The 21,457-nt window shown below is 59.2% G+C and carries 22 protein-coding genes and 1 pseudogene; 16 read left to right on the forward strand and 7 right to left on the reverse strand.

Annotation, left to right across the window (positions count from 1 at the left end; translation table 11 throughout):
• Nucleotides 1-12 precede the first annotated feature (12 nt).
• The 8 genes from ACXHXG_RS16425 to mog are packed head-to-tail and all read left to right on the forward strand — an operon-like array spanning nt 13 to nt 9,480.
• Complete coding sequence (locus ACXHXG_RS16425) at nt 13-3,759, forward strand: nitrate reductase subunit alpha (protein ID WP_457899984.1); 3,747 nt, start codon at nt 13-15, stop codon at nt 3,757-3,759.
• Entirely contained in the window at nt 3,756-5,282 is a 1,527-nt protein-coding gene (narH, locus tag ACXHXG_RS16430; protein ID WP_283052497.1) for a nitrate reductase subunit beta, read from the forward strand. Before ACXHXG_RS16425 ends, narH begins: the two co-directional genes overlap by 4 nt.
• The gene (gene narJ, locus ACXHXG_RS16435) at nt 5,279-5,989 is read left to right on the forward strand and encodes a nitrate reductase molybdenum cofactor assembly chaperone (protein ID WP_349254308.1); all 711 of its coding nucleotides are present in this window, start codon (nt 5,279-5,281) and stop codon (nt 5,987-5,989) included. Before narH ends, narJ begins: the two co-directional genes overlap by 4 nt.
• A 13-nt stretch (nt 5,990-6,002) precedes the next feature.
• On the forward strand, nt 6,003-6,734 hold the full coding sequence (gene narI / locus ACXHXG_RS16440; protein ID WP_457900025.1) for a respiratory nitrate reductase subunit gamma: 732 nt from the start codon (nt 6,003-6,005) through the stop codon (nt 6,732-6,734).
• 5 nt (nt 6,735-6,739) lie between these two features.
• Nucleotides 6,740-7,642, forward strand: a complete 903-nt coding sequence (locus ACXHXG_RS16445) for a peptidylprolyl isomerase (RefSeq protein ID WP_457899985.1) — start codon at nt 6,740-6,742, stop codon at nt 7,640-7,642.
• Between the two features lie 9 nt (nt 7,643-7,651).
• Nucleotides 7,652-7,933, forward strand: a complete 282-nt coding sequence (locus tag ACXHXG_RS16450; RefSeq protein WP_457899986.1) for a hypothetical protein — start codon at nt 7,652-7,654, stop codon at nt 7,931-7,933.
• The gene (gene moaA / locus ACXHXG_RS16455; RefSeq protein ID WP_457899987.1) at nt 7,930-8,955 is read left to right on the forward strand and encodes a GTP 3',8-cyclase MoaA; all 1,026 of its coding nucleotides are present in this window, start codon (nt 7,930-7,932) and stop codon (nt 8,953-8,955) included. The genes ACXHXG_RS16450 and moaA overlap by 4 nt, the downstream gene beginning before the upstream one ends.
• Nucleotides 8,956-8,961: 6 nt before the next feature.
• Complete coding sequence (gene mog, locus ACXHXG_RS16460; protein WP_283054307.1) at nt 8,962-9,480, forward strand: molybdopterin adenylyltransferase; 519 nt, start codon at nt 8,962-8,964, stop codon at nt 9,478-9,480.
• A 26-nt stretch (nt 9,481-9,506) separates the two neighbouring features.
• On the opposite strand, the gene ACXHXG_RS16465 is transcribed toward mog, so the two are convergent.
• On the reverse strand, nt 9,507-10,184 hold the full coding sequence (locus ACXHXG_RS16465; protein WP_457899988.1) for an NnrU family protein: 678 nt from the start codon (nt 10,182-10,184) through the stop codon (nt 9,507-9,509).
• A gap of 33 nt (nt 10,185-10,217) precedes the next feature.
• Nucleotides 10,218-10,913 carry a Crp/Fnr family transcriptional regulator gene (locus tag ACXHXG_RS16470; protein ID WP_457900026.1) on the reverse strand — a complete coding sequence of 232 codons (696 nt, stop codon included), beginning with the start codon at nt 10,911-10,913 and terminating at the stop codon, nt 10,218-10,220.
• A 339-nt stretch (nt 10,914-11,252) separates the two neighbouring features.
• Between ACXHXG_RS16470 and ACXHXG_RS16475 the strand changes: the two genes are divergently transcribed.
• Nucleotides 11,253-12,461, forward strand: coding sequence for an NnrS family protein (locus ACXHXG_RS16475; RefSeq protein ID WP_457899989.1), 1,209 nt, complete (start codon nt 11,253-11,255; stop codon nt 12,459-12,461).
• Nucleotides 12,462-12,561: 100 nt separating this feature from the next.
• On the opposite strand, the gene ACXHXG_RS16480 is transcribed toward ACXHXG_RS16475, so the two are convergent.
• From ACXHXG_RS16480 to ACXHXG_RS16495, 4 genes are all read right to left on the reverse strand, one after another.
• Complete coding sequence (locus tag ACXHXG_RS16480; RefSeq protein ID WP_283052491.1) at nt 12,562-12,894, reverse strand: metal-sulfur cluster assembly factor; 333 nt, start codon at nt 12,892-12,894, stop codon at nt 12,562-12,564.
• Complete coding sequence (locus tag ACXHXG_RS16485; RefSeq protein ID WP_457899990.1) at nt 12,891-13,415, reverse strand: DUF2249 domain-containing protein; 525 nt, start codon at nt 13,413-13,415, stop codon at nt 12,891-12,893. Before ACXHXG_RS16485 ends, ACXHXG_RS16480 begins: the two co-directional genes overlap by 4 nt.
• Nucleotides 13,399-14,691, reverse strand: a complete 1,293-nt coding sequence (locus tag ACXHXG_RS16490) for a hypothetical protein (RefSeq protein ID WP_457899991.1) — start codon at nt 14,689-14,691, stop codon at nt 13,399-13,401. Before ACXHXG_RS16490 ends, ACXHXG_RS16485 begins: the two co-directional genes overlap by 17 nt.
• A 99-nt stretch (nt 14,692-14,790) precedes the next feature.
• On the reverse strand, nt 14,791-15,075 hold the full coding sequence (locus ACXHXG_RS16495; protein ID WP_457899992.1) for a DUF2249 domain-containing protein: 285 nt from the start codon (nt 15,073-15,075) through the stop codon (nt 14,791-14,793).
• A gap of 223 nt (nt 15,076-15,298) precedes the next feature.
• Between ACXHXG_RS16495 and hemN the strand changes: the two genes are divergently transcribed.
• A complete protein-coding gene (hemN, locus tag ACXHXG_RS16500) occupies nt 15,299-16,651 on the forward strand; it encodes an oxygen-independent coproporphyrinogen III oxidase (protein WP_457899993.1) in 1,353 nt (450 codons plus the stop codon).
• 107 nt (nt 16,652-16,758) lie between these two features.
• On the opposite strand, the gene ACXHXG_RS16505 is transcribed toward hemN, so the two are convergent.
• Nucleotides 16,759-17,202, reverse strand: a complete 444-nt coding sequence (locus tag ACXHXG_RS16505; protein WP_457899994.1) for a pseudoazurin — start codon at nt 17,200-17,202, stop codon at nt 16,759-16,761.
• A gap of 284 nt (nt 17,203-17,486) precedes the next feature.
• Here ACXHXG_RS16505 and ccoN point away from each other — a divergent pair, with 284 nt between their 5' ends.
• The 6 genes and pseudogenes from ccoN to ACXHXG_RS16535 form a co-directional block, all read left to right on the forward strand.
• Nucleotides 17,487-19,103 (forward strand): cytochrome-c oxidase, cbb3-type subunit I, encoded by a 1,617-nt coding sequence (ccoN, locus tag ACXHXG_RS16510; RefSeq protein ID WP_260304403.1) that lies wholly within the window; start codon nt 17,487-17,489, stop codon nt 19,101-19,103.
• A gap of 11 nt (nt 19,104-19,114) precedes the next feature.
• Nucleotides 19,115-19,846, forward strand: coding sequence for a cytochrome-c oxidase, cbb3-type subunit II (gene ccoO, locus ACXHXG_RS16515; protein ID WP_104827540.1), 732 nt, complete (start codon nt 19,115-19,117; stop codon nt 19,844-19,846).
• A gap of 9 nt (nt 19,847-19,855) precedes the next feature.
• On the forward strand, nt 19,856-20,008 hold the full coding sequence (locus ACXHXG_RS16520) for a cbb3-type cytochrome c oxidase subunit 3 (RefSeq protein WP_104827539.1): 153 nt from the start codon (nt 19,856-19,858) through the stop codon (nt 20,006-20,008).
• Nucleotide 20,009: 1 nt separating this feature from the next.
• A complete protein-coding gene (gene ccoP, locus ACXHXG_RS16525; RefSeq protein ID WP_457899995.1) occupies nt 20,010-20,873 on the forward strand; it encodes a cytochrome-c oxidase, cbb3-type subunit III in 864 nt (287 codons plus the stop codon).
• A 10-nt stretch (nt 20,874-20,883) separates the two neighbouring features.
• Nucleotides 20,884-21,069: a hypothetical protein gene (locus ACXHXG_RS16530; protein ID WP_457899996.1), complete on the forward strand. Its 186-nt coding sequence runs from the start codon at nt 20,884-20,886 to the stop codon at nt 21,067-21,069.
• Nucleotides 21,070-21,249: 180 nt separating this feature from the next.
• A pseudogene (locus tag ACXHXG_RS16535) lies at nt 21,250-21,457 on the forward strand (cytochrome c oxidase accessory protein CcoG); the annotation flags it as partial.

Consider the following 21,457-nt stretch of genomic DNA (forward strand, 5'->3'; position numbering starts at 1 on the left):
AGGGAGAAATATATGTCGCACTTCCTCGACCGTCTGACCTTCTTTCGCAAGAATGTTGGTCAGTTCTCCAACGGGCATGGGATCGTCACCAGCGAGGACCGCTCCTGGGAGGATGGCTACCGCAAGCGTTGGCAGCACGACAAGATCGTCCGTTCTACCCATGGGGTGAATTGCACGGGTTCCTGTTCATGGAAGATCTATGTCAAGGGCGGGATCGTCACCTGGGAGACCCAGCAGACGGACTATCCGCGCACGCGACCCGACCTGCCGAACCACGAGCCGCGGGGCTGTGCCCGCGGTGCTTCCTATAGCTGGTATCTTTATTCCGGTGCACGGGTGAAATATCCGATGATCCGCGGCCGGCTGCTGAAGCTCTGGCGCAGGGCACGGAAAACCATGTCGCCGGTAGCGGCCTGGGCCTCGATCGTAGAAGACACTGAGAAGCGAAAGTCCTACATCTCGATCCGCGGCCATGGCGGCTTTGTGCGAGCCACCTGGGATGAGGTCAACGAGATCATCGCCGCCGCCAATGCCTATACGATCAAGGCGCACGGCCCCGACCGCATCATTGGTTTCTCGCCGATTCCCGCCATGTCGATGGTTTCCTATGCAGCCGGGTCACGTTATCTGTCGCTGCTCGGCGGCGTCTGCATGTCCTTTTATGACTGGTATTGCGACCTGCCTCCAGCAAGCCCGCAGACCTGGGGCGAGCAAACGGATGTGCCGGAATCGGCCGACTGGTACAATGCCGGCTTCATCATCGTCTGGGGCTCGAACGTACCACAGACCCGCACGCCGGACGCCCATTTCTACACCGAGGTCCGCTACAAGGGCACCAAGAGCGCTGTCGTAAGCCCGGACTATGCCGAGGCGACCAAGTTTGGCGATATTTGGCTCAATCCAAAGCAGGGAACGGATGCCGCGCTGGCGCTTGCCATGGGCCATGTCATTCTGCGCGAATACCATCTCGATCGTTCGGTTCCCTATTTCGACGATTATACGCGGCGCTACACCGACATGCCGTTCCTGGTGCGTCTTGCCGAGCGGAACGGCAAGCTGGTGCCTGAGCGCCTGCTTCGCGCCTCGGAGCTCAAAGGCGCGCTCGGAGAGACCAACAATCCGGAATGGAAGACGGTTGCCATCGACGAGAATACCGGTGATCTGGTCGCCCCGCTCGGTTCGGTCGGCTACCGCTGGGGCGAACAGGCGAAATGGAACCTTGAGGAGAAGGATGGCCACGGTCGCGATATCCGCCTCAAGCTCACGCTTGCAGGGGACGGAGCGGAAATCAGGGCGGTCGATTTCCCCTATTTCGGCGGACGTGCCACCGAACATTTCGTTGCGACTGCACATGACGAAATCCTGACCCGCAACGTTCCGGTCCGTACCATCGCCGGTGTGGATGGCGAGCCCGTGACGGTCGCGACCGCGTATGACCTTATGATGGCGAATTACGGTCTCGACCGCGGCTTCGGCGGCGCCAACGTTGCTCGCAGCTATGACGAGGACATGCCGTTTACGCCGGCCTGGGCGGAACGTGTCACCGGGGTGAAACGTGATGCGATCATTACTGTCGCGCGCGAGTTTGCCACCAATGCCGAAAAGACCAACGGTCGCTCGATGGTGATCCTCGGCGCGGGCGTCAATCATTGGTACCACATGGATATGACCTACCGAGGGATCATCAATCTCCTGGTGTTCTGCGGCGCCATAGGCCAGTCGGGCGGCGGTTGGTCGCATTATGTGGGGCAGGAGAAGCTGCGCCCACAGACCGGCTGGACGCCGCTGGCCTTCGCGCTCGACTGGAACCGGCCGCCCCGCCATATGAACTCTACCTCCTTCTTCTACGCGCATACGGATCAATGGCGTTACGAGACACTGACGGCGGAGGAGATCCTCTCGCCGACGGCACCGGAAGGCGACTGGAGCAGAAGCTTCATCGACTATAACGTCAAGGCTGAGCGTATGGGCTGGCTGCCATCGGCGCCTCAGCTCAAGCAAAATCCGCTCGACATCGCCGCAAAGGCGAAAGCCGCGGGGCTGGCGCCAAGGGATTATGTCGCCGGCGCACTCAAGTCCGGCGAGCTGGAACTGTCCTGCCACGACCCCGACGACCCCGCGAACTGGCCGCGCAACATGTTCGTCTGGCGCTCGAACCTGCTTGGCTCATCTGGCAAGGGGCACGAATATTTCCTGAAGCACCTGCTTGGAACCGAAAACGGCGTCATGGGCAAGGATCTCGGGACAGAAGGCGCGGTGCGCAACAAGGAGGTCGTCTGGCACGACGACGCGCCGCGCGGCAAGCTCGACCTGCTGGTGACACTCGATTTCCGCATGTCCACCACCTGCGTCTATTCGGATATCGTCTTGCCGACCGCGACCTGGTACGAAAAGAACGATCTCAATACATCCGACATGCATCCCTTTATCCATCCGCTGTCGGCGGCGGTCGACCCGGCGTGGGAAGCTCGTTCCGACTGGGAAATTTACAGGGGCCTCGCCAAAACCTTCTCACGGGTTGCATCGGAGGTGCTCGGCATCGAACAGGACGTCGTCCTCACACCGATCCAGCATGACAGTGCCGGCGAGATGGCCCAGGCCTTCGATGTGAAGGACTGGAAGCATGGTGAGATCGAAGCCATTCCAGGCCGCACGATGCCGTCCGTCGCCGTCGTCGAGCGCGACTATCCCAATATCTATGCACGATACACGGCGCTCGGGCCGCTGATGACATCCGTCGGCAATGGCGGCAAGGGCATCAACTGGCAGACGCAACACGAGGTCGAAGCGCTTGGGGCACTCAACGGCGTGCATTCGGAGGGTGCGGCAAAGGGCCTGCCGAAAATCGAGAGCGACATTGATGCGGCTGAGGTCATCCTGATGCTCGCACCGGAGACCAACGGGGAGGTGGCGGTGAAGGCCTGGGATGCCCTGTCTGCGGCAACCGGCCGCGACCATGCCCATCTCGCCGTTCCCAAGGAAGACGAAAAGATCCGCTTCCGCGATATCCAGGCGCAGCCGCGCAAGATCATTTCATCGCCCACATGGTCGGGCATCGAGAGCGAGAAGGTCTGCTACAATGCCGGCTACACCAATGTTCATGAGCTGATCCCCTGGCGCACGCTTACCGGCCGTCAGCAGCTCTATCAGGATCACCTCTGGATGCGGGCCTTCGGCGAAGGTTTCGTCACCTGGAAGCCGCCGATCGACCTGAAGACGATCGCGGCCGTCAAGGACCACCGACCGAACGGAAACAAGGAAATTGTCCTCAATTTCCTGACGCCGCATCAGAAGTGGGGCATTCACTCCACCTATACCGACAACCTGCTGATGCTGACCCTCAATCGCGGCGGGCCGGTCGTCTGGATTTCCGAACTGGACGCGAAGTCTGCGGGTATCGTCGACAACGACTGGGTGGAAGTGTTCAACACAAACGGTGCGCTGACCGCGCGCGCCGTTGTCTCCCAGCGCATCAAGCAGGGCATGATGCTGATGTATCATGCGCAGGAAAAGATCATAAACACGCCCGGCTCGCAGATGACCGGCAATCGCGGCGGCATCCATAATTCGGTGACGCGCGCGGTGCTGAAGCCCACCCACATGATCGGCGGCTATGCCCAACTCGCCTACGGCTTCAACTACTATGGAACCGTGGGCGCCAACCGCGACGAATTCATCGTTGTGCGCAAAATGTCCAACATCGATTGGCTTGAGGAGCCGCTGCATTCAACCAAGGCGCCGAAGGAGGCCGCAGAATGAAGATCCGTGCACAAATCGCGATGGTGCTGAACCTCGACAAATGCATTGGTTGCCACACCTGTTCGGTCACCTGCAAGAACGTCTGGACCAGCCGCGAAGGCGTCGAATACGCCTGGTTCAACAATGTCGAGACCAAGCCCGGCGTCGGCTATCCCCGCGAATGGGAAAACCAGGAGAAGTGGAACGGCGGCTGGCGGCGCAAGCGGAACGGCAAGATCGAGCCGAAGATCGGCGCGAAATGGCGCATCTTGGCCAATATATTCGCCAATCCGGATCTGCCCGAAATCGACGACTACTACGAGCCCTTCACCTTCGACTACGAACACCTGCACACGGCGAAGGAATCGAAGGCCTTTCCTACAGCCCGGCCACGGTCGCTCGTGTCCGGAGAGCGCATCGAGAAGATCGAATGGGGTCCGAACTGGGAAGAAATTCTTGGTGGCGAGTTCGAAAAGCGTTCTAAGGACGTGAACTTCGAAGGGGTCCAGAAGGATATCTACGGGCAGTTCGAAAATACCTTCATGATGTATCTGCCGCGGCTTTGCGAGCACTGCCTCAACCCGGCTTGCGCGGCCGTTTGTCCGTCGGGTGCCATCTACAAGCGCGAAGAGGATGGCATCGTTCTGATCGATCAGGATAAGTGCCGCGGCTGGCGCATGTGCGTTTCCGGCTGCCCTTATAAGAAGATCTATTACAACTGGTCGTCCGGCAAATCGGAGAAGTGCATCTTTTGCTATCCACGTATCGAGGCAGGCCAGCCGACCGTTTGTTCGGAGACTTGCGTGGGCCGCATCCGCTATCTCGGCGTCCTTCTTTATGATGCCGACCGCATTGAGCAGGCGGCCAGCGTTCCCGACGAAAAGGACCTCTATCAGGCACAGCTCGACCTGTTCCTGGATCCGAAGGACCCGAAGGTGATCGCGCAAGCGCGCGCCGACGGCGTGCCGGAGACCTGGATCGAGGCGGCCCGCACGTCGCCGATCTGGAAGATGGCGATGGACTGGAAAGTCGCGTTCCCGCTGCACCCGGAATACCGCACGCTGCCAATGGTATGGTACGTGCCGCCGCTTTCTCCGATCCAGTCGGCTGCTGCCTCCGGCAAGATGGGCCTCGACGGTGACATGCCGGATGTGCGGAGCCTCCGCATCCCGCTGCAATATCTCGCCAACCTCTTGACCGCGGGCAACGAGGAACCCGTGGCGCTGGCTCTCGAGCGCATGCTTGCCATGAGGTCCTATATGCGAGCCAAGTCCATCGACGGCCGTATCGATGAACGCATTGCCGAGAAGGTTGCGCTTACCGGAGCCGACATTGAGGACATGTACCGGATCATGGCGATCGCCAACTATGAGGATCGCTTTGTCATCCCGACCGCGCGCCGCGAATGGAGCGAAGACGCCTATGACCTGCGCGGTTCCTGCGGCTTCTCCTTCGGCAACGGTTGCTCCGGCGGCACGAGCGAAACCAATCTCTTCGGCACCAAGCAGACGAAGAAGGCATCGAACCCGATGGAGATCGCATGATGGCCGAAGAACATGGAATTCTCACTTTGCGGGCGCTTTCCGCTCTTCTAACCTATCCGACAGAGGAGCTTTGCGCGGCGGTGTCAGAGATCGAAGGCGTGATCGTCTCCGAAGGGCTCCTGCCGGCCCCCGCTGCAAAATCGCTTCGGCCGCTTCTCGACGACCTTGTCTCGCTCGATCTTTTTGAGTTGCAGGAGCGCTATGTCGAACTCTTCGACAGAACGCGCCGCCTCTCGCTGCATCTTTTCGAGCATGTGCATGGCGAGAGCAGGGATCGGGGTCAGGCTATGGTCGATCTCGCCTCGCTTTATGAGAAAGGCGGGCTGGAACTCGCCGCCAACGAACTGCCGGACTATCTCCCGCTGTTCTTGGAATATCTGTCGACGAGACCACGCAAAGAGGCACTGAATCTTCTTGCCGAGACCGCCAACATTCTGGGAGCGCTCGAAGAACGCCTTTTGTCCCGGAATTCTCCATATGCTGCCGTTCTGACCGCGATCCGTGTGATGGCGGGTGCATCTGCCGAAATCTCCAACGCCGATGCCGGCGAAGCATTGGTTGGTGATCTCGCCGCGCTCGACTCGGAATGGGAGGAGACGGCTGTCACCTTTGGCCCTGGAAGCGGTGGAATGGATAGCTGTTCCAGCGAACGGCTTCAGACCCGTCTCCGTGCAGCACGTCGCGACGTGCGCGCCAATGCCCGTTGAAGGAGGAACGATGATGTCCGAGACCATCAATTCCGTGTTTTTCGGCTGGTATCCGTACCTTTGCCTCACCGTGTTCCTGCTCGGTAGCCTGATCCGTTTCGACCGCGAACAATATAGCTGGAAGACAGGCTCCTCTCAGTTGCTTCGTCGCAGCCAGTTGCGGTGGGGCTCGAACCTGTTTCACGTCGGCATACTGGTGATCTTCTTCGGTCACGCCGGCGGATTGCTCACGCCGATTGCCGTCTTCGATGCGCTCGGTATCGCTCACAGCTTCAAGCAGGGGCTCGCGATCGTCGTCGGCGGCATCGCCGGCATCGCCTGCTTTGTCGGGATATCCCTTCTAGCCCATCGCCGGTTCTTCGATCCGCGCATCCGAGCCACTTCGAGCTTCGGCGACATGGCGATCCTGCTCATTCTGTGGTTGCAACTGACGCTCGGCCTCTCCACGATTTTCGTGTCCCTCGGCCATATGGACGGTCATGAAATGGTGAAGTTCATGAATTGGGCGCAAGGCATCCTGACGTTACAGCCGTCTTCGGCCGCTTACGTTGCGGACGTGCATCCAATCTTCAAGATGCATCTGTTGCTGGGCATGACGATCTTTCTGCTGTTTCCCTTTACCCGGCTGGTCCATGTCTGGAGCGCACCGGTCTGGTATCTCGGCCGCCCAGGGTATCAGGTCGTGCGCAGCCGTTTCACGCGGGAGCGGCATCCGGCCCGTTCCTACAGACATCCGGCGGAGTGACAAACATGGTTTCTATCGTCATCGATCGCACGGCAGCGCGCGCCCGTGAGGGCCATAACCATCGACATGAGCATGTGTCTGCCCCGGCCCGCAATGGATCGTCCGAACCTCTCACCATGCCGCCGGTGAGCGTCAACGGCGTTTCGATTTCCCGTAAGGACATCGCCGCGGAGACGCAGAATTTTCCTGCCGTCAATCCTGGTGCGGCTTGGTATGCGGCAACGCGGGCGCTCGTCATCCGTCAGTTGCTGATGCAGGAAGCAAGTCGCCTCGGCATGACCGCCGAACCGCAAAGAGACGCGGACGGACGGGTGGAGACCGAAGAGGATGCATTGCTGCGCGCGCTCGTCGAACGCGAAGTGGAAACTCCGAAGGCGGACGATGAAATGCTGGTTCGTTTCTACGAGAACAACCGCAAACGCTTTGTCACGCCGCCGCTCTACGAGGCGGATCATATCCTGATTGCCGCAAGAAGAGAGGATGGCGCCGCTTTTGGTGAAGCCCGTGAGAGGGCTGCCTCGCTTGCTGCCGTTCTGGCGGAGCAGCCGGAGCGCTTTGCTGCCCTCGCCAGGGATTGTTCCGACTGCCCATCAAGGGAAGTCGGCGGCAGCCTCGGTCAGATCAGCCCCGTGGAAACGACATCGGAATTCGAGGCAGCGCTAGCCGGGCTTACCCCAGGGGAGATATCGGCCCCGGTTGAGACGCGCTACGGTGTCCATCTCATCCGACTGGTGAGGAGGATCGAGGGCAGGCGTCTACCATTCGAGGCGGTCAGGGATCGGATTGCCCGCTATCTGGAGGAGCATGTACTCCGACAGGCGACCGCGCAGTATATTTCGCTGCTCATCGGGCGCGCCGATATCCGCGGGATTGCTCTTGAAGGTGCCACAACACCCTTGGTGCAGTGAGGAAAAAGCATGTTCGGAACACTTATTGCCTCGCTCGACAATCCTCAAACCGCGGCGACGGTCATTGAGACGCTCGGGATGGAGGGCCTCGCAGATCGGCTCAAAGAGGCGGCCAGTTTGGAAGCAGTGGAACCGGCGGCCTATCTCGCCATGGTCGTCCGTTCTTTCATGGAGACGGCGTCCGACGATCATTTCGTTCAATTGATCGGCATCATGAACCGCGCCGAGGATCCGGGTCTTTCAGCCCTTCGCGCCATTCTCGAAAAGGCTTTGTCCGGGGCGGCGGCATGACTGCATCTTTTGTCACCAATGCCTCGTCCTGCCCACTGACCGATCTTTTCGGTCGCCGGATCACCTATCTCAGGCTGTCTGCAACCGACCGCTGCGACCTGCGCTGCGTCTATTGCATGGCCGAGAACATGACCTTCCTGCCGCGTAGGGATCTGCTGACGCTGGAGGAAATGGATCGTTTGGCTTCGGCCTTTGTCGCGCGCGGTGTTTCGAAGATCCGCATCACCGGCGGCGAACCCTTAGTGCGTAAGGATATCCTGACATTGTTCGAAGCGTTGTCGCGACATCTGACGAGAGGAGCGCTCAAGGAACTGACACTTACGACGAACGGAACGCTGCTTGCCAAGTATGCCGAAGCTTTGGCGCGCGCGGGTGTTCGGCGTGTGAATGTCTCCCTGGACACACTTGACGCGACGCGCTTTCGGGAGATCACGCGGCGAGGAAGCCTTGGTGTGGTGATGGACGGATTGCAGGCGGCACAGGACGCGGGCCTTGCCGTCAAGCTGAATGCCGTTGCGCTCAAAGGCGTCACGGAAGACGAGATCCATGACCTGATCGCCTTCGCTCATGGCCGCGGCATGGACCTGACGCTGATCGAGACCATGCCGCTTGGGGATGTTGGCGCGGACCGGACCGATCAATATTTGCCGCTGACCGATCTTAGGCGGCTGATCGAGACGCGCTGGACGCTCACCGACATACGCGAACGTACCGGCGGGCCGGCGCGTTACGTCCGTGTGGCCGAGACTGGCGGACGGATCGGCTTCATTACGCCGATGAGTCATTCCTTCTGCGAGACCTGCAATCGCGTACGCGTCAGCGCGACCGGCGTGCTCTATACCTGCCTCGGCCAGGAGGACAAGATTGATCTGCGTCCAGCGTTGCGCGGGTTCGAATCTGACCAAGCGCTGCACACGGCCATCGACGCGGCCATCAAGGCGAAGCCGCGCGGCCATGATTTCAGAATTGATCGCCGCGGAACGCCGACGCTTGCCCGTCATATGTCCGCGCTTGGAGGCTGATCCATGGTGCGCATTGGCATCCTCACCGTATCCGACCGAGCAAGCCGCGGCGAATATGACGATCTCGGGGGCCCGGCGATCCGGCATTGGCTGAATCGGGCGATCACATCGCCGTGGATAGCTATTTCGAAGATAATCCCCGACGGTTTCGAAAGCGTCCGCGAGGCGCTGATCGAATTCTGCGATCAAGAGCGGACCGATCTTATCCTGACGACCGGCGGAACCGGTCCGTCTGCACGGGATGAGACGCCGGAAGCCTTTCGCGCCGTGATCACAAAGGAGTTGCCGGGCTTCGGCGAGGTCATGCGACGGGCGAGTTTCCAGAGCGTGCCTACGGCAATTCTCTCTCGACAGTCGGCCGGCATACGCGGCAGCACGCTGATCATCAATCTGCCGGGAAAACCGTCATCGATCGGCCTTTGCCTGGACACAGTGTTTCCGGCGGTGCCCTATTGTCTTGATTTGATCGGCGCCGGCCGCATCGAAACTGACCCGGCAATCGTTGCGACCTTTCGTCCTTCGTAAGCGCCCAGTTTACGAAGGCCAGCGCCTTACATGAAAATCGACAGCGGGTCGGCGCCAAAAAGGAAGCGATGGCCCCAGAGGAGCAGCCAGATGGTGAGGGCGGCCGCCGCTATCGCGCCAATCAGGATCGGCGCGTCGACACTCAACCTATTCCCGCGGGCAAGACCGCCTAAGGGCACGATAGAGGTCCGAGCCGCCACGTTCTTCCATGTCGTTCCCAAGCGACGCCTGGCGCGCATCTCCGCCATCGGAATGCTGCCGAGCGAAAAGAACGCGAATCCTCCAAAAAGCAGGAGGGAGCGCAAGTCGCCATTCGCGGCCAGATGGCCAATGGCCCAAAGAGCGAATCCCCAAAGGACCGGGTGGCGTGTTATGCGAACGATCGCTCCGGGTTGTCCCGCTGTGCGCATGGATACCGACAATGGGTTGCGGCTCAGAAGCCCGCCGAGGACCAGGAACAACCCGACTGGAGCCAGAACAAATGTCACTCCGGCATGCCAGGGTTGAAAGTCCCAGAGCGGGATATAGTCCAAAGCCAGTGTGGCGCGGAATACCCATATCAATGCCGCGATCGATGCCGCGGAATAGACAAGCAAATAGGCCGGCCGGCCTATTTGCTGGACAATGCTCCCGCGGATGGCCGGAATGGCGGGGATCGAGTGAAAGGTGACGAAAGCCACGAAGGCGGTTATGAATTCATGCATTTTTCGGTCCAGAAGCTGGCGTTCAATCGCGGTTCAACTGCGCGCCCGATCGGCAAGATTGAGCAACTTTTGGGGATCGCAGATCGTCAACTTCTGCCGGCCGCCTTCCACGATGCCTCTCGCCTCCCATGCGCTCAAGATTCTGGAGACCGTGTGCAATGTGGTGCCAGTCATTTCCGCAATATCCTGCCGCGAGATTGGAAAATCGATACGGATACCTGTGTCCACCTGCTTGCCTGCCTGTCTTGACAGTCTCAGGACCGCATGCGCAACGCGCCTCTCGACTTCTTCCGTCGACATTTCCCGGATGCGGGTGTGAGCTTCCTCCAGCCGCTGCCCGATGGTCTGCATCGCAGTAACGGCGAGACGGGGATTCTGCTCCACGAACCGTGACCACATCTCCGTGGGCCACGCCAGAGTGAGGCTTTCGGCCGCCGCTATGGCGGTGCCGGGATAGTCGGCGCGCTGGAGCGCCATCGCAAAACCGAACAAATCGCCCGGATGGACCATCCGAACGATAATTTGCTGGCCGTCTGGAGTGACCTGGGTCACTTTGAGCCGCCCATGGAGAAGAAGAAAGAACGACTTGGCCGGGGCGCCTTGTTCGAATACGGCATCGCCCGGCATGACGCGACGCGAAACGGCATGTTCCAGCATTGCGTTCAGGTCACGGTCCGACATCCGATCGAACAAGGGTAGAGACTTCAGTACTGTCGGGTCGATTTTCACCAGGAATGGGCCTCTGTTATTGGCGGCTCCGAATGCGTGATGAAGCAGGCCGCAAAGCGTGAACATCCAGCCCCGCTTCCGCATGCCGTCATCGGGGTCCGGTTGACGGACAAGTCGGAAAGGCGGCTGGCCGGATTATTCGTCATGCTTGATCCTTTGACGTCGACAGTGCCCCTCGACCGCCGACGATACAATAAAAGATCCGTGCCGATCCTCTTTGACATGGCGCAAATTCAGCATTGGGACAGCCAAAGTCCTGGGACACGATCCTTGCGTATTCGCAACGACGGTCGCTGTGAGCTCCCTTATGGCTGAATGGCCAATTCGGAGATATCGCTTATGCAACAGCATCCTCACGCCACATCCGGGGAACATATTGTTCGCGGATTGTCGCGCTCGCGGCCCGTTCTCTTTTCCTATGGTTTCCGCCCGTTCTTTCTTGCGGCGGCCGTCTGGGCGATCATCAGCATCGATTTGTGGGTCCTGTTTCTTTCGAGGGGCCTGCCTATCGCCGAAGCATATGGAGCAATCTACTGGCATGCGCACGAAATGCTCTTCGGCTTCGCGTCTGCAATTCTCGCAGGCTTCCTCCTCACTGCGATCCCGAACTGGACCGGCCGCTTACCCATTTCGGGCCGGCCGCTCATGGCTTTGTTCGCAATATGGCTCGCGGGCCGCGCAGCGTTGCTGCTTATCGACTGGATTGGCGCAATTCCCGCCGTGTCTGCCGACAGCATATTCTTGCCGGTCCTGCTCGTGCTTTGCGCGCGGGAGGTCATAGCCGGCAGGAAATGGAAAGATCTGAAGGTTATCGCAGGCCTGGCGGCTCTTTCCGTCGCCAACATTTGCTTTCACCTTCAAGTCTTGAAGGGCGTCACACCTGACATTGCCATTCGGTTTGGCCTAGCTGCCTATGTTTTGCTAGTGACGATCATTGGCGGGCGCATTCTTCCGAGCTTCACGCGCAACTGGCTGAACCGGTCCGGCCGCATGGATTTTCCCGCGCCCCACGATCGCTTCGATGCGGTCTCGATCGCCGCAGGCATGCTGGCCTTGGTGTCTTGGACACTTGCACCGACGACGGTGGCGACGGGCCTGCTCGCTGCCGGTACGGCAATCCTGAATGCGGTACGCCTCGGGCGCTGGCGGGGATGGACGACTTGGCGAGATCCAATGCTTGTGGTCCTGCATATTGCTTATCTGTTCGTTCCGATTGGGTTTGCCGCAATTGCCGCTGGTGCCGTAGGCCTGGAGCAGATCGCGATCCTCCACATTTTGGCGATCGGCGTCGTCAGCCTCATGATGCTGGCGGTCATGACCCGTGCCAGTCGTGGCCACACGGGAAGGAAGCTGAAGGCCAGTTTGACCACCACCGTGTCCTACACAATCCTTGTGACGGTTGCGGTCGTGCGGCCGCTCGCCGAATTGATGCCGCCTTATGCCGACGTAATATTGATGCTTGCTGCGGCGGGGTGGACTGCTGCATTCGGGTTGTTCGCGGTCGAACATGCCCCGTTTCTTTGCAAGGAAAGAAAACCCCTCCGGTGAAAAAGGCGAGCCGGGCCACGCGCCCGGCTCCAGTCTGGCGAAGGCGATCAAGTTCACGAACCCGGTCACCGGCACTGTTCCTCGCGACAAAAATGCCCGTTCAGATTTCCGCGCAGCTTGATGCCGGTAAGCGGTCGATGACTGCTTTGCCGATCATGTCAGGCGACCATGGCGGTTCGTGGACAAGGTCTATCTCCACTTTGCCGATGCTTTCGATCGCCTGCAGTCGCTCCCTCACGGCGTCGATGATGAAGGCGGAGGCGGGGCAGGCCCTTGTCGTCGTCGTCATGACGATCCGCACGGTGCCAATCGGCAGGATCTCGATGAGGTATATCAATCCCAACTCGACGATGTCGATGCCGATCTCCGGATCTTCTATGCCGCGAAGGCACTGCACAACAGCCGGAATGGTGATCGTTCCCGCCTGGCTCATGCGGCCGCCTCCGAAGGATTGAAGCGGATCATGATGCGAAAAACGCTTCCGGTCGAATCGAAATTCCCAACCCATTCATGGCCGCGCAATTTCAATTCGTTGAAGAGAAAAACCGGCTCACGGCTAAGAAGTGCAAATAGCACCTCGCCCGCTTTCATCGTCTCCAGCCGAGCGAGTATCCGCTCCATCGGCTCCGGCGGCGTGAGATCGGTAAGATCCATGTTCCAGACCGGATCCGGCCAGATATCGGCCGAGGCCGGCGATGCATCCGCTTGCGTTTTGGTGGACGATGCCGTTTGCGGAGTGAAAACGATTTCCCAATCGTCATCATCAATCTGTCTGCTCGCATGGATGTAGCCTCGCTGCTTGAGCTGTCTGATGAGGGGCAGGGGCTCGAAAATTGCGAGCAGACGAAGGCCTTCGTCCGGCTCAAGCGATGCGATGGTGTCCATTATGAGCTGGAACGGCAACCCTCCTTCCCTCAGGATTTGGCGGACATCGAGTTCACGAAGCGGCATCATTCGCGTTACCTCTCTGGATTTGTTTTGCGACCAAAAGCGCTGGTTGACGAAAGGGTGCGGTCTTTGCGGAGCCATCGATATTTAAGAGGGCACGCGCACGGAACAGCTCGAACGCCAAGGCTGCCGTGCAGAAAGCCTGCAAGACAGCCGCGGCACGGAAGCCGCTATCGGAATTTCCTGCGATCGCGACCCCGGCCAGGATCACTCCGAGATAGAAGAGGGCGAGCCAGACAGCCGCGTGGCGTTCTCTGACCAGCTCGCTCAAGCGCGGTGTCGGCCGACGGCCGAGCAGCGGCCCGAAGGCTTCGATCCAAGTCAGGAAGGGGACGATCTTGAGCAATTGCGCCAGACCGAGCCCTGTCAGCCAACCGAACGCAAAAACGTAGATCAGCGCGATACGCACGTTTGGGCCGAGGCCAAGCGGGATCGAGACGACGAAGGCCAGAGCCGATGCGGCCAATAGCGCAAATGCCGGAATCGACCCCAGTGTGTTCAGTTCCGGAATTTTGCGTCGCCGGCGCCGGTACATTGCAGTCACGTCGACGAGATATGCCGTAAGGGTTATGGCGAAGGTGATCGCGGCTGCGAGCATAAGCGGCTGAACCAACCCGGAGCCTGCGGTCGAAAGGACCAGGGCAAGGCAGAGGATGGCGAGGGCCGATGCGCCGCTGTTTCGCACGAGGCCGGATTTTCCAGTATCGGGCGAAAGCAGGAACATCGGAAGAAGCTTGTAGCTCACTCCGATAGCGGCGAATGTCATCCAACCTGCCAGGCCGAAGCTCATATGCAGCGGAACCGCATCCAGAACCAATTCGACCAAGTAGCGGGTCTGCGTCACGCCGGAGATCACCAGCGCGAAGATCGCGCCCAGCGTAACGGTCGCGGCGAGACAGACAATCGCCATCATGACAAACGGGGATGCCGTATGAACGCTTCGGCCCCGCCAGAGTCCTATGAACAGTACCATGGCGATGGCGAGGAACGCGCTCGCCAGCATGGACACGGCGGCCACCATCAATGTCCCCGCGAACGGCCATTCGCGTTCTATCGCTTCAAAGCCGAAAGAAAGGGTTGCTAAGCCGATAATCAGCGCCAAGAGGCATACGAGGTTCAATCGTTCGGTCGGCAGGCCCAATCCTGTGAGAACCGGTGAAAACTGCAGCAAAGCTCCGATCATCAAAAGACCGAACCAACCGATGGTCACGAAATGGACGATGATGAGCACCCGGGGCTCGCCAATATCGACGGACGGCTGCCACCAGCCCGCTGCAAGCATCGTTTGCTCCAGCAGTAAACACAGGAGCGCAGCGGCGAAATACGACATCGTCCATCGAGACAGAGTTGCACCGGGGACCAGCATCGCAGACGCCCGCCTTCAATGCTCACCGCAGCAGCAATCGCATCCGGTATCCAGGCGTGATATCTCAATACGCCAATTTTTCGGGCCCTGTTCGAGATACTCCCAAGCGAACTTTCCAGGGTAGCCCGCCTCAAGCTGATAGTGGAGCGGGCGAGGATCGTGATCGCTCTTAATACGCAGCAAGCCGCCGGGGGGAAGGCTTCGAAGGACACGGAAAATGCGTGCATGTCCTTCACCGGATGTGAGGATGCGCACGTCACCGGCAGGCGTTTCTACGAACTCAATTGCTCCTTCATTCATTGAATCAATCCTTCGGCTGCGTGACTTCGAGGTCCTGGCATGACTGCAGCCTTGGCCACCAGATGCTCGGAACTTAAAGCCGGTGCGTTCAGAACACTTTGACCAGGAGCAAATAATTCCCCCGTTTCTCTGGATGGTCGCGCGCTCCGTCATTGACATAGGACAAGGACAAGACCGTTTGCCGCCGCCAGAACCTCTCAAGGATTCAATGAGGGCATTATTCATGTTCAATCGTCTGGTCGCGAAATATGGTGAGGCGCGATTGCCCCGCTACACAAGCTATCCGACAGCGCCTGCCTTCTCCTCAATGGTCGGGCCTGATGCATATGCGGAAGCATTGGCAAAGCTTGCCGAGGACGATCCTGTTTCGCTCTATTTGCATGTGCCATTCTGCCGCGCGATGTGCTGGTATTGCGGCTGTCACACGACCATCACGAGGCAGGATCGTCCCATCGTCGACTATCTGGATGTGATGGACCAGGAGATAGAGCTTGTTGGCTTTGCCGCGCGTCATCCGACGCAGGTCAAGAACGTGCATTTTGGTGGTGGGACGCCGACAATTATGAAGCCGGACGAGTTCCGGGCCCTCATGAAGAAACTCAGAAGCGTGTTTGATTTCCGGGATGATAGCAGCGTTGCGCTCGAGATCGATCCTCGGACGCTTTCGGCGGCGATGGTGGAGGCGTTGGGCGAGAGTGGTGTCGACCGTGCCAGCCTCGGTGTCCAAAGCTTCGATCCCGTTGTGCAGGCGGCTATCAATCGCAGGCAAACCCCGGAACAAACAGAGGAGGCGGTCCTTTTGTTGCGGGGCGCGGCGGTCGGCAGTATCAATTTCGACCTGATCTATGGACTACCGCATCAGACAGTAAAATCCTGCGTCGAAACCGTCCGGACGGCGATCCGGATGCGGCCAGAACGTTTCGCGGTGTTCGGCTATGCTCATGTTCCAGCCTTTAAGAAGCATCAGCGGCTGATCGATGACGCAGTGCTTCCCCGCGCCGAAGAAAGAAATGCCCAGGCGGAAGCAATCGCATCGGAACTCGTGGCGGCAGGCTATGTCCGCATCGGGCTTGATCACTTTGCGCTGCCGGATGACGATCTTTCGATTGCCGCATCGCAAGGCAGCATGCGGAGAAATTTCCAAGGCTACACCACCGATACCTGCGATACGTTGATAGGCCTCGGGGCGTCCGCCATCGGAAAATTGCCGATGGGATATGTCCAGAACCAGGTTCCCATTGGCAGCTATGCCGACCGCATCAGTGCGGGTGTTCTGGCAACGGTCAAAGGCTATCGGCTCACCGACGAGGACAGGCTGCGCGCGCGCGTAATCGAACGGCTCATGTGCGATTTTGCCGTCGATTTGGTCCGCGTTGCGGAAGGGTCGGGCTTCGATGCCGGTCTTCTGTTGGATGGCAATGAGAGACTGCTGGAGCTCGCAGCGGACGGAGTCGTAACCATTGACGGCGGCAAGGTCACGGTTTGCCAGGAGTCGCGATTCATGGTCAGGGCTGTTGCCGCGGCCTTCGACGCTTATCTCGGCGCATCTGGACGCACGCATAGCAAGGCTGCTTGAGGAACAAGGGAGAGCCTGCGTCTGACCATGGCTATCAAGTAACGCCAAACAAACGAAAAGCGGCCGAATTCGGCCGCTTTCGTTTGCGAGTTTGCACCAGCCGAGCGCTATTGGGTGATTTGCCCCAGGTCGGCATCGAGGCGCTTGCGCGCCAGGTTCGGAACCTTCGCGGTCTTGATGACCTCAAGATTGGTCGGGTTATCGCCAACCTGAACGAGCGCCACCATGCCCATGCCGGCATGAGGCGTGCATTTCACTACATAGAAGCCCGGAATGTCGAATTTTGCCTGATATTCCTCGCTCGCCTTGGATTTGAATTCGGCGGCACCGTCTGGGATCAGGCCCTTGAATGTTTCGACATTGTGACTCTTGTCGGTGGGAATGAAGGTGATGGTGTCGCCGGGCGCGATTTTCACAAAGCCCGGCTCGAACACCATGGCACCATCAGCACCTTTGTTGAGCATTTGAATTTGGTGGTCCGCCGCCAAGAGTGGCGCAGCCGAAGTGGCTAGCGCCACCGCTGCGACGACCAGACCGATTTTGAAACGCATTCCATATCTCCTTTACCGACAGCCTTATTAGCCGTCGGTTCGGTTTTATGGGCCGGCGGGCGGACCTTCTTTGAGGTTGATCAAATTGCCGCGAGCATTCTCTGTATGGCACGGAGTGGTCTTGCCGGGCGGTGTTTTTGCAACAACGCGCCCGGCAATGAGGAATCCGCGGTGTTTGTTGACCTAGATCAAGGATCGGTCGCCGCGCACGTGGGACCTGTCGCTCAAAGTGCGAGAAAGATGACCTTCCTAAGTGCGGTCATCTGCGCTCTGGGGACGACGACATGAATTACACCGCTGAAACCATGCTGGTCGCGGTCGGCGCTTTTCTGGCATTGGTGGGTGCCGGCGCCGCTCATGATCAGCTTTTTGCCGCCCATATGTGGGTGTTATTCTTCTGTCTTCTGGCAGGCACGATCCTGCTGGTTCGCCGTGTCGACTTTTCGCCGGAGGCGTCTCGTATAAGAAGCGAGCCAACGCCCTATTTCGACGAAGTCATTCGATATGGGCTTATCGCCACCGTCTTCTGGGGTGTTGTCGGTTTTCTGGTGGGCGTGGTCATCGCTCTCCAGCTAGCCTATCCGGATCTGAACTTTGCGCCATATCTGAACTTCGGTCGTCTGCGCCCGGTGCACACCTCTGCCGTCATCTTCGCCTTCGGCGGCAATGGGTTGATAATGACCTCCTTCTACGTCGTCCAGCGCACCTGCCGAGCCCGGCTCTTCGGCGGCAATCTCGGTTGGTTCGTGTTCTGGGGATATCAACTCTTCATCGTCATGGCCGCGACCGGCTATGTTCTCGGGATCACACAGGCCCGCGAATATGCCGAGCCCGAATGGTATGTCGACATCTGGCTCACCATTGTCTGGGTCGCCTATCTTGTCACCTTTTTGGGGACGATCCTGAAGCGCAAGGAGCCGCACATCTATGTGGCGAACTGGTTCTATCTGGGCTTCATCGTCACCATCGCCATGCTGCACGTCGTCAACAATCTGGCGATGCCGGTCTCTTTCCTTGGCTCGAAGAGCTATTCGCTGTTTTCGGGCGTGCAGGATGCTCTGACGCAATGGTGGTACGGCCACAACGCTGTCGGCTTTTTCCTGACGGCGGGCTTCCTTGGCATGATGTACTATTTCGTGCCGAAGCAGGCGAACCGCCCAGTCTATTCCTACCGCCTGTCGATCATCCATTTCTGGGCCCTGATCTTCATGTACATTTGGGCTGGCCCACATCACCTGCATTACACGGCATTGCCCGACTGGGCGCAGACGCTGGGCATGGTCTTTTCGGTGATGCTGTGGATGCCTTCCTGGGGCGGCATGATCAACGGTCTGATGACGCTTTCGGGAGCCTGGGACAAGATCCGCACCGACCCGATCATCCGCATGATGATCGTCGCGATCGCCTTCTACGGCATGTCGACCTTCGAAGGCCCGATGATGTCGGTCAAGACGGTCAACTCGCTCAGTCACTATACCGAATGGACCATCGGTCACGTTCATTCCGGCGCGCTCGGCTGGGTCGGCATGATCACGTTCGGCGCCATCTACTACCTGACGCCAAAGCTCTGGGGACGTGAGCGGCTTTACAGCCTCCGCATGGTCAACTGGCATTTCTGGCTCGCCACGCTGGGCATCGTTATCTACGCGGCGGTGCTGTGGGTCGCCGGCATCCAACAAGGCCTGATGTGGCGCGAATACAATAGCCAGGGCTTCCTCGTCTATTCCTTCGCAGAGACCGTGGCTGCGATGTTCCCCTACTACCTCCTGCGCGCCGTCGGCGGTGCTCTCTATCTGGCGGGGGGAGTGATCATGGCCTGGAACGTCGCAATGACTATCCGGGGGCGCCAGCGCGACGAAGCCGCGATCCCGAGCGCTTTCATCGCCCAGGCTGCCGAGTGAGGTAAAGCAAGATGTCTATCCTAGAGAAACACCAGATCCTCGAGAAAAATGCCACCCTGCTGCTCGTCGGGTCGCTGTTGGTGGTCAGCATTGGCGGCATCGTCGAAATCGCGCCGCTGTTCTATCTCCAGAACACGATCGAGAAGGTGGAAGGCATGCGCCCATATACGCCTCTCGAGCTGGCAGGGCGCAATATCTACATCCGCGAAGGCTGCTACCTCTGCCACAGCCAGATGATCCGCCCGTTCCGGGACGAAGTGGAGCGTTACGGCCATTATTCGCTCGCCGCAGAGTCCATGTATGACCATCCGTTCCAGTGGGGCTCGAAGCGCACGGGACCGGACCTGGCGCGTGTCGGCGGTCGCTATTCCAACGAATGGCACGTCCAGCATCTGTCCAACCCGCGCGAGGTCGTGCCGGAGTCGATCATGCCCACTTATGCCTTCCTCAAAGAGAGGGACGTCACGGTTAAGGATATCGGCATGGATCTCAAGGCTAACGAGGATGTCGGCGTGCCCTATAGCAAAGACATGCTGGCGAATGCGGAAGCCGACATGCGGGCGCAAGCCGATCCGAACGCAAATACGACCGATCTGCTGGCGCGATATCCGAAAGCGAAGGTCGGCGATTTCGACGGCGACCCCACCAGGCTGACCGAGATGGACGCGCTCGTCGCGTATCTGCAGATGCTCGGAACACTGGTTGATTTCTCGACCTATGACGATGCCACCGGTTATCGCTGAGGTGCTTCCATGGAAACATATACTGCAATGCGTCACTTCGCCGACAGTTGGGGGCTCCTCGCAATGGCCTTGTTTTTCGTAGGGGCTATCGCCTTCACGCTCCGGCCAGGTAGCAAAAAGATCGCCAACGAAGCCGCTGACATACCTCTGAAGGATGATTGAGATGTCGGACAAACATATAGACGAACTCAGCGGCGTCGAGACAACGGGCCATGAATGGGACGGCATCCGTGAACTCAACAATCCCATGCCCCGATGGTGGGTGTGGACATTCTATGTCACGATCCTCTGGGCCGTCGGCTATGCCATCGCCTATCCCTCCATACCCCTGATCAGAGATACCACCAAAGGACTGCTCGGCTTTTCGAGCCGGGCCGAACTGCAGCAGCAAGTGGAAGAGGCCAAGGTCGGACAAACTCGGTTTCACGATCTCATCGCCGCGAAAACCGTCAGAGAAATCGATGCCGATCCGACGCTGCGCGAGTTTGCCATCGCTGGCGGCGCCTCTGCCTTCAAGGTCAACTGCGCGCCGTGTCATGGCTCCGGTGCCACCGGCGCTCCGGGATTTCCCAATCTGAACGACGACGAATGGCTCTGGGGTGGCGACCTCGAAGCGATCCAAAAGACCGTCTCGCATGGCATCCGCTTCGATGCCGACCCCGAGACGCATTCGTCGGAAATGCCTGCCTTCGGCGATATGCTCGATCATACGCAAATTCGGCAAGTTGCCGCCTACGTCTGGGGACTGACGAACACACCTTCCGATCCGGCGCTGGCGAAGGCTGGAAGGCAGGTATTCCTCGACAATTGCGCTGCTTGCCACGGCGAGGACGCCAAGGGCAAGCAGGAGATGGGAGCGCCGGATCTCGCCGATGCGATCTGGTTAAAGGGGCGGGGAGAGGATGCGATCATCCGCCAGGTGACTGCGCCGAAACATGGCGTGATGCCGGCTTGGTCGGCCCGGCTGGGCGAAACCACCGTGAAGGAGCTGTCCGTGTTTGTTCATTCGCTGGGCGGTGGAAAATAGGAGGAATGAAATGACTGCCCACGACCAAAATCCCCTTCTCCGCTTGTACGGCAACCCCCGAGCCATCGTTCATACGCGGGTTGCCGCGCGGGCACATCCGCTCCCTTCCACGCGGGAGGAAGACAGCCTGGAGAAGCTCGGCAATTCCATGGCCAGTTTGATTTCGCTCAAAGATCACAATACCGCGAGCCGTTAGCATTCAAAGGTAGAGGACGTTCCCTACGGGCTCCCCCGTAGTTCCTCTGAGCCACGTCCCTGCGGGGCGTGGCTCTCGTTTTTTGACCGAGCTGAAGACCGGTCAGCCATTCCTTGACCTACGTCAAGGACGTTTGGTCAGCCGGATGCGAGATGAGGATCATCAACAGGACGCCGAGCGATGAACCTCTATACAGCTCCAGACCCGCGGGACGCTCATGTCGAACGGCTCGATGCCGAGGCGGTCAATGCACGGCGCAATCGTCAGCCACTCTATGCTGCACGAAAGAAAGTGTTTCCAAAGCGGGCGCAGGGTCGGTTCCGGCGATTCAAATGGATCGTGATGCTGATCACGCTCGGCATCTACTATCTTTCTCCCTGGATTCGCT

It is taken from the genome of Rhizobium sp. LEGMi-198b (genome assembly GCF_054114205.1).

Excerpts from the sequence above, each read along its gene's own strand:
- ACXHXG_RS16425 (WP_457899984.1), top strand. The coding sequence starts at position 13 with ATGTCGCACTTCCTCGACCGTCTGACCTTCTTTCGCAAGAATGTTGGT.
- narH (WP_283052497.1), top strand. The coding sequence starts at position 3,756 with ATGAAGATCCGTGCACAAATCGCGATGGTGCTGAACCTCGACAAATGC.
- narJ (WP_349254308.1), top strand. The coding sequence starts at position 5,279 with ATGATGGCCGAAGAACATGGAATTCTCACTTTGCGGGCGCTTTCCGCT.
- narI (WP_457900025.1), top strand. The coding sequence starts at position 6,003 with ATGTCCGAGACCATCAATTCCGTGTTTTTCGGCTGGTATCCGTACCTT.
- ACXHXG_RS16445 (WP_457899985.1), top strand. The coding sequence starts at position 6,740 with ATGGTTTCTATCGTCATCGATCGCACGGCAGCGCGCGCCCGTGAGGGC.
- ACXHXG_RS16450 (WP_457899986.1), top strand. The coding sequence starts at position 7,652 with ATGTTCGGAACACTTATTGCCTCGCTCGACAATCCTCAAACCGCGGCG.
- moaA (WP_457899987.1), top strand. The coding sequence starts at position 7,930 with ATGACTGCATCTTTTGTCACCAATGCCTCGTCCTGCCCACTGACCGAT.
- ACXHXG_RS16465 (WP_457899988.1), bottom strand. The coding sequence starts at position 10,184 with ATGCATGAATTCATAACCGCCTTCGTGGCTTTCGTCACCTTTCACTCG.
- ACXHXG_RS16475 (WP_457899989.1), top strand. The coding sequence starts at position 11,253 with ATGCAACAGCATCCTCACGCCACATCCGGGGAACATATTGTTCGCGGA.
- ACXHXG_RS16480 (WP_283052491.1), bottom strand. The coding sequence starts at position 12,894 with ATGAGCCAGGCGGGAACGATCACCATTCCGGCTGTTGTGCAGTGCCTT.
- ACXHXG_RS16485 (WP_457899990.1), bottom strand. The coding sequence starts at position 13,415 with ATGATGCCGCTTCGTGAACTCGATGTCCGCCAAATCCTGAGGGAAGGA.
- ACXHXG_RS16490 (WP_457899991.1), bottom strand. The coding sequence starts at position 14,691 with ATGCTTGCAGCGGGCTGGTGGCAGCCGTCCGTCGATATTGGCGAGCCC.
- ACXHXG_RS16495 (WP_457899992.1), bottom strand. The coding sequence starts at position 15,075 with ATGAATGAAGGAGCAATTGAGTTCGTAGAAACGCCTGCCGGTGACGTG.
- hemN (WP_457899993.1), top strand. The coding sequence starts at position 15,299 with ATGTTCAATCGTCTGGTCGCGAAATATGGTGAGGCGCGATTGCCCCGC.
- ACXHXG_RS16505 (WP_457899994.1), bottom strand. The coding sequence starts at position 17,202 with ATGCGTTTCAAAATCGGTCTGGTCGTCGCAGCGGTGGCGCTAGCCACT.
- ccoN (WP_260304403.1), top strand. The coding sequence starts at position 17,487 with ATGAATTACACCGCTGAAACCATGCTGGTCGCGGTCGGCGCTTTTCTG.
- ccoO (WP_104827540.1), top strand. The coding sequence starts at position 19,115 with ATGTCTATCCTAGAGAAACACCAGATCCTCGAGAAAAATGCCACCCTG.
- ACXHXG_RS16520 (WP_104827539.1), top strand. The coding sequence starts at position 19,856 with ATGGAAACATATACTGCAATGCGTCACTTCGCCGACAGTTGGGGGCTC.
- ccoP (WP_457899995.1), top strand. The coding sequence starts at position 20,010 with ATGTCGGACAAACATATAGACGAACTCAGCGGCGTCGAGACAACGGGC.
- ACXHXG_RS16530 (WP_457899996.1), top strand. The coding sequence starts at position 20,884 with ATGACTGCCCACGACCAAAATCCCCTTCTCCGCTTGTACGGCAACCCC.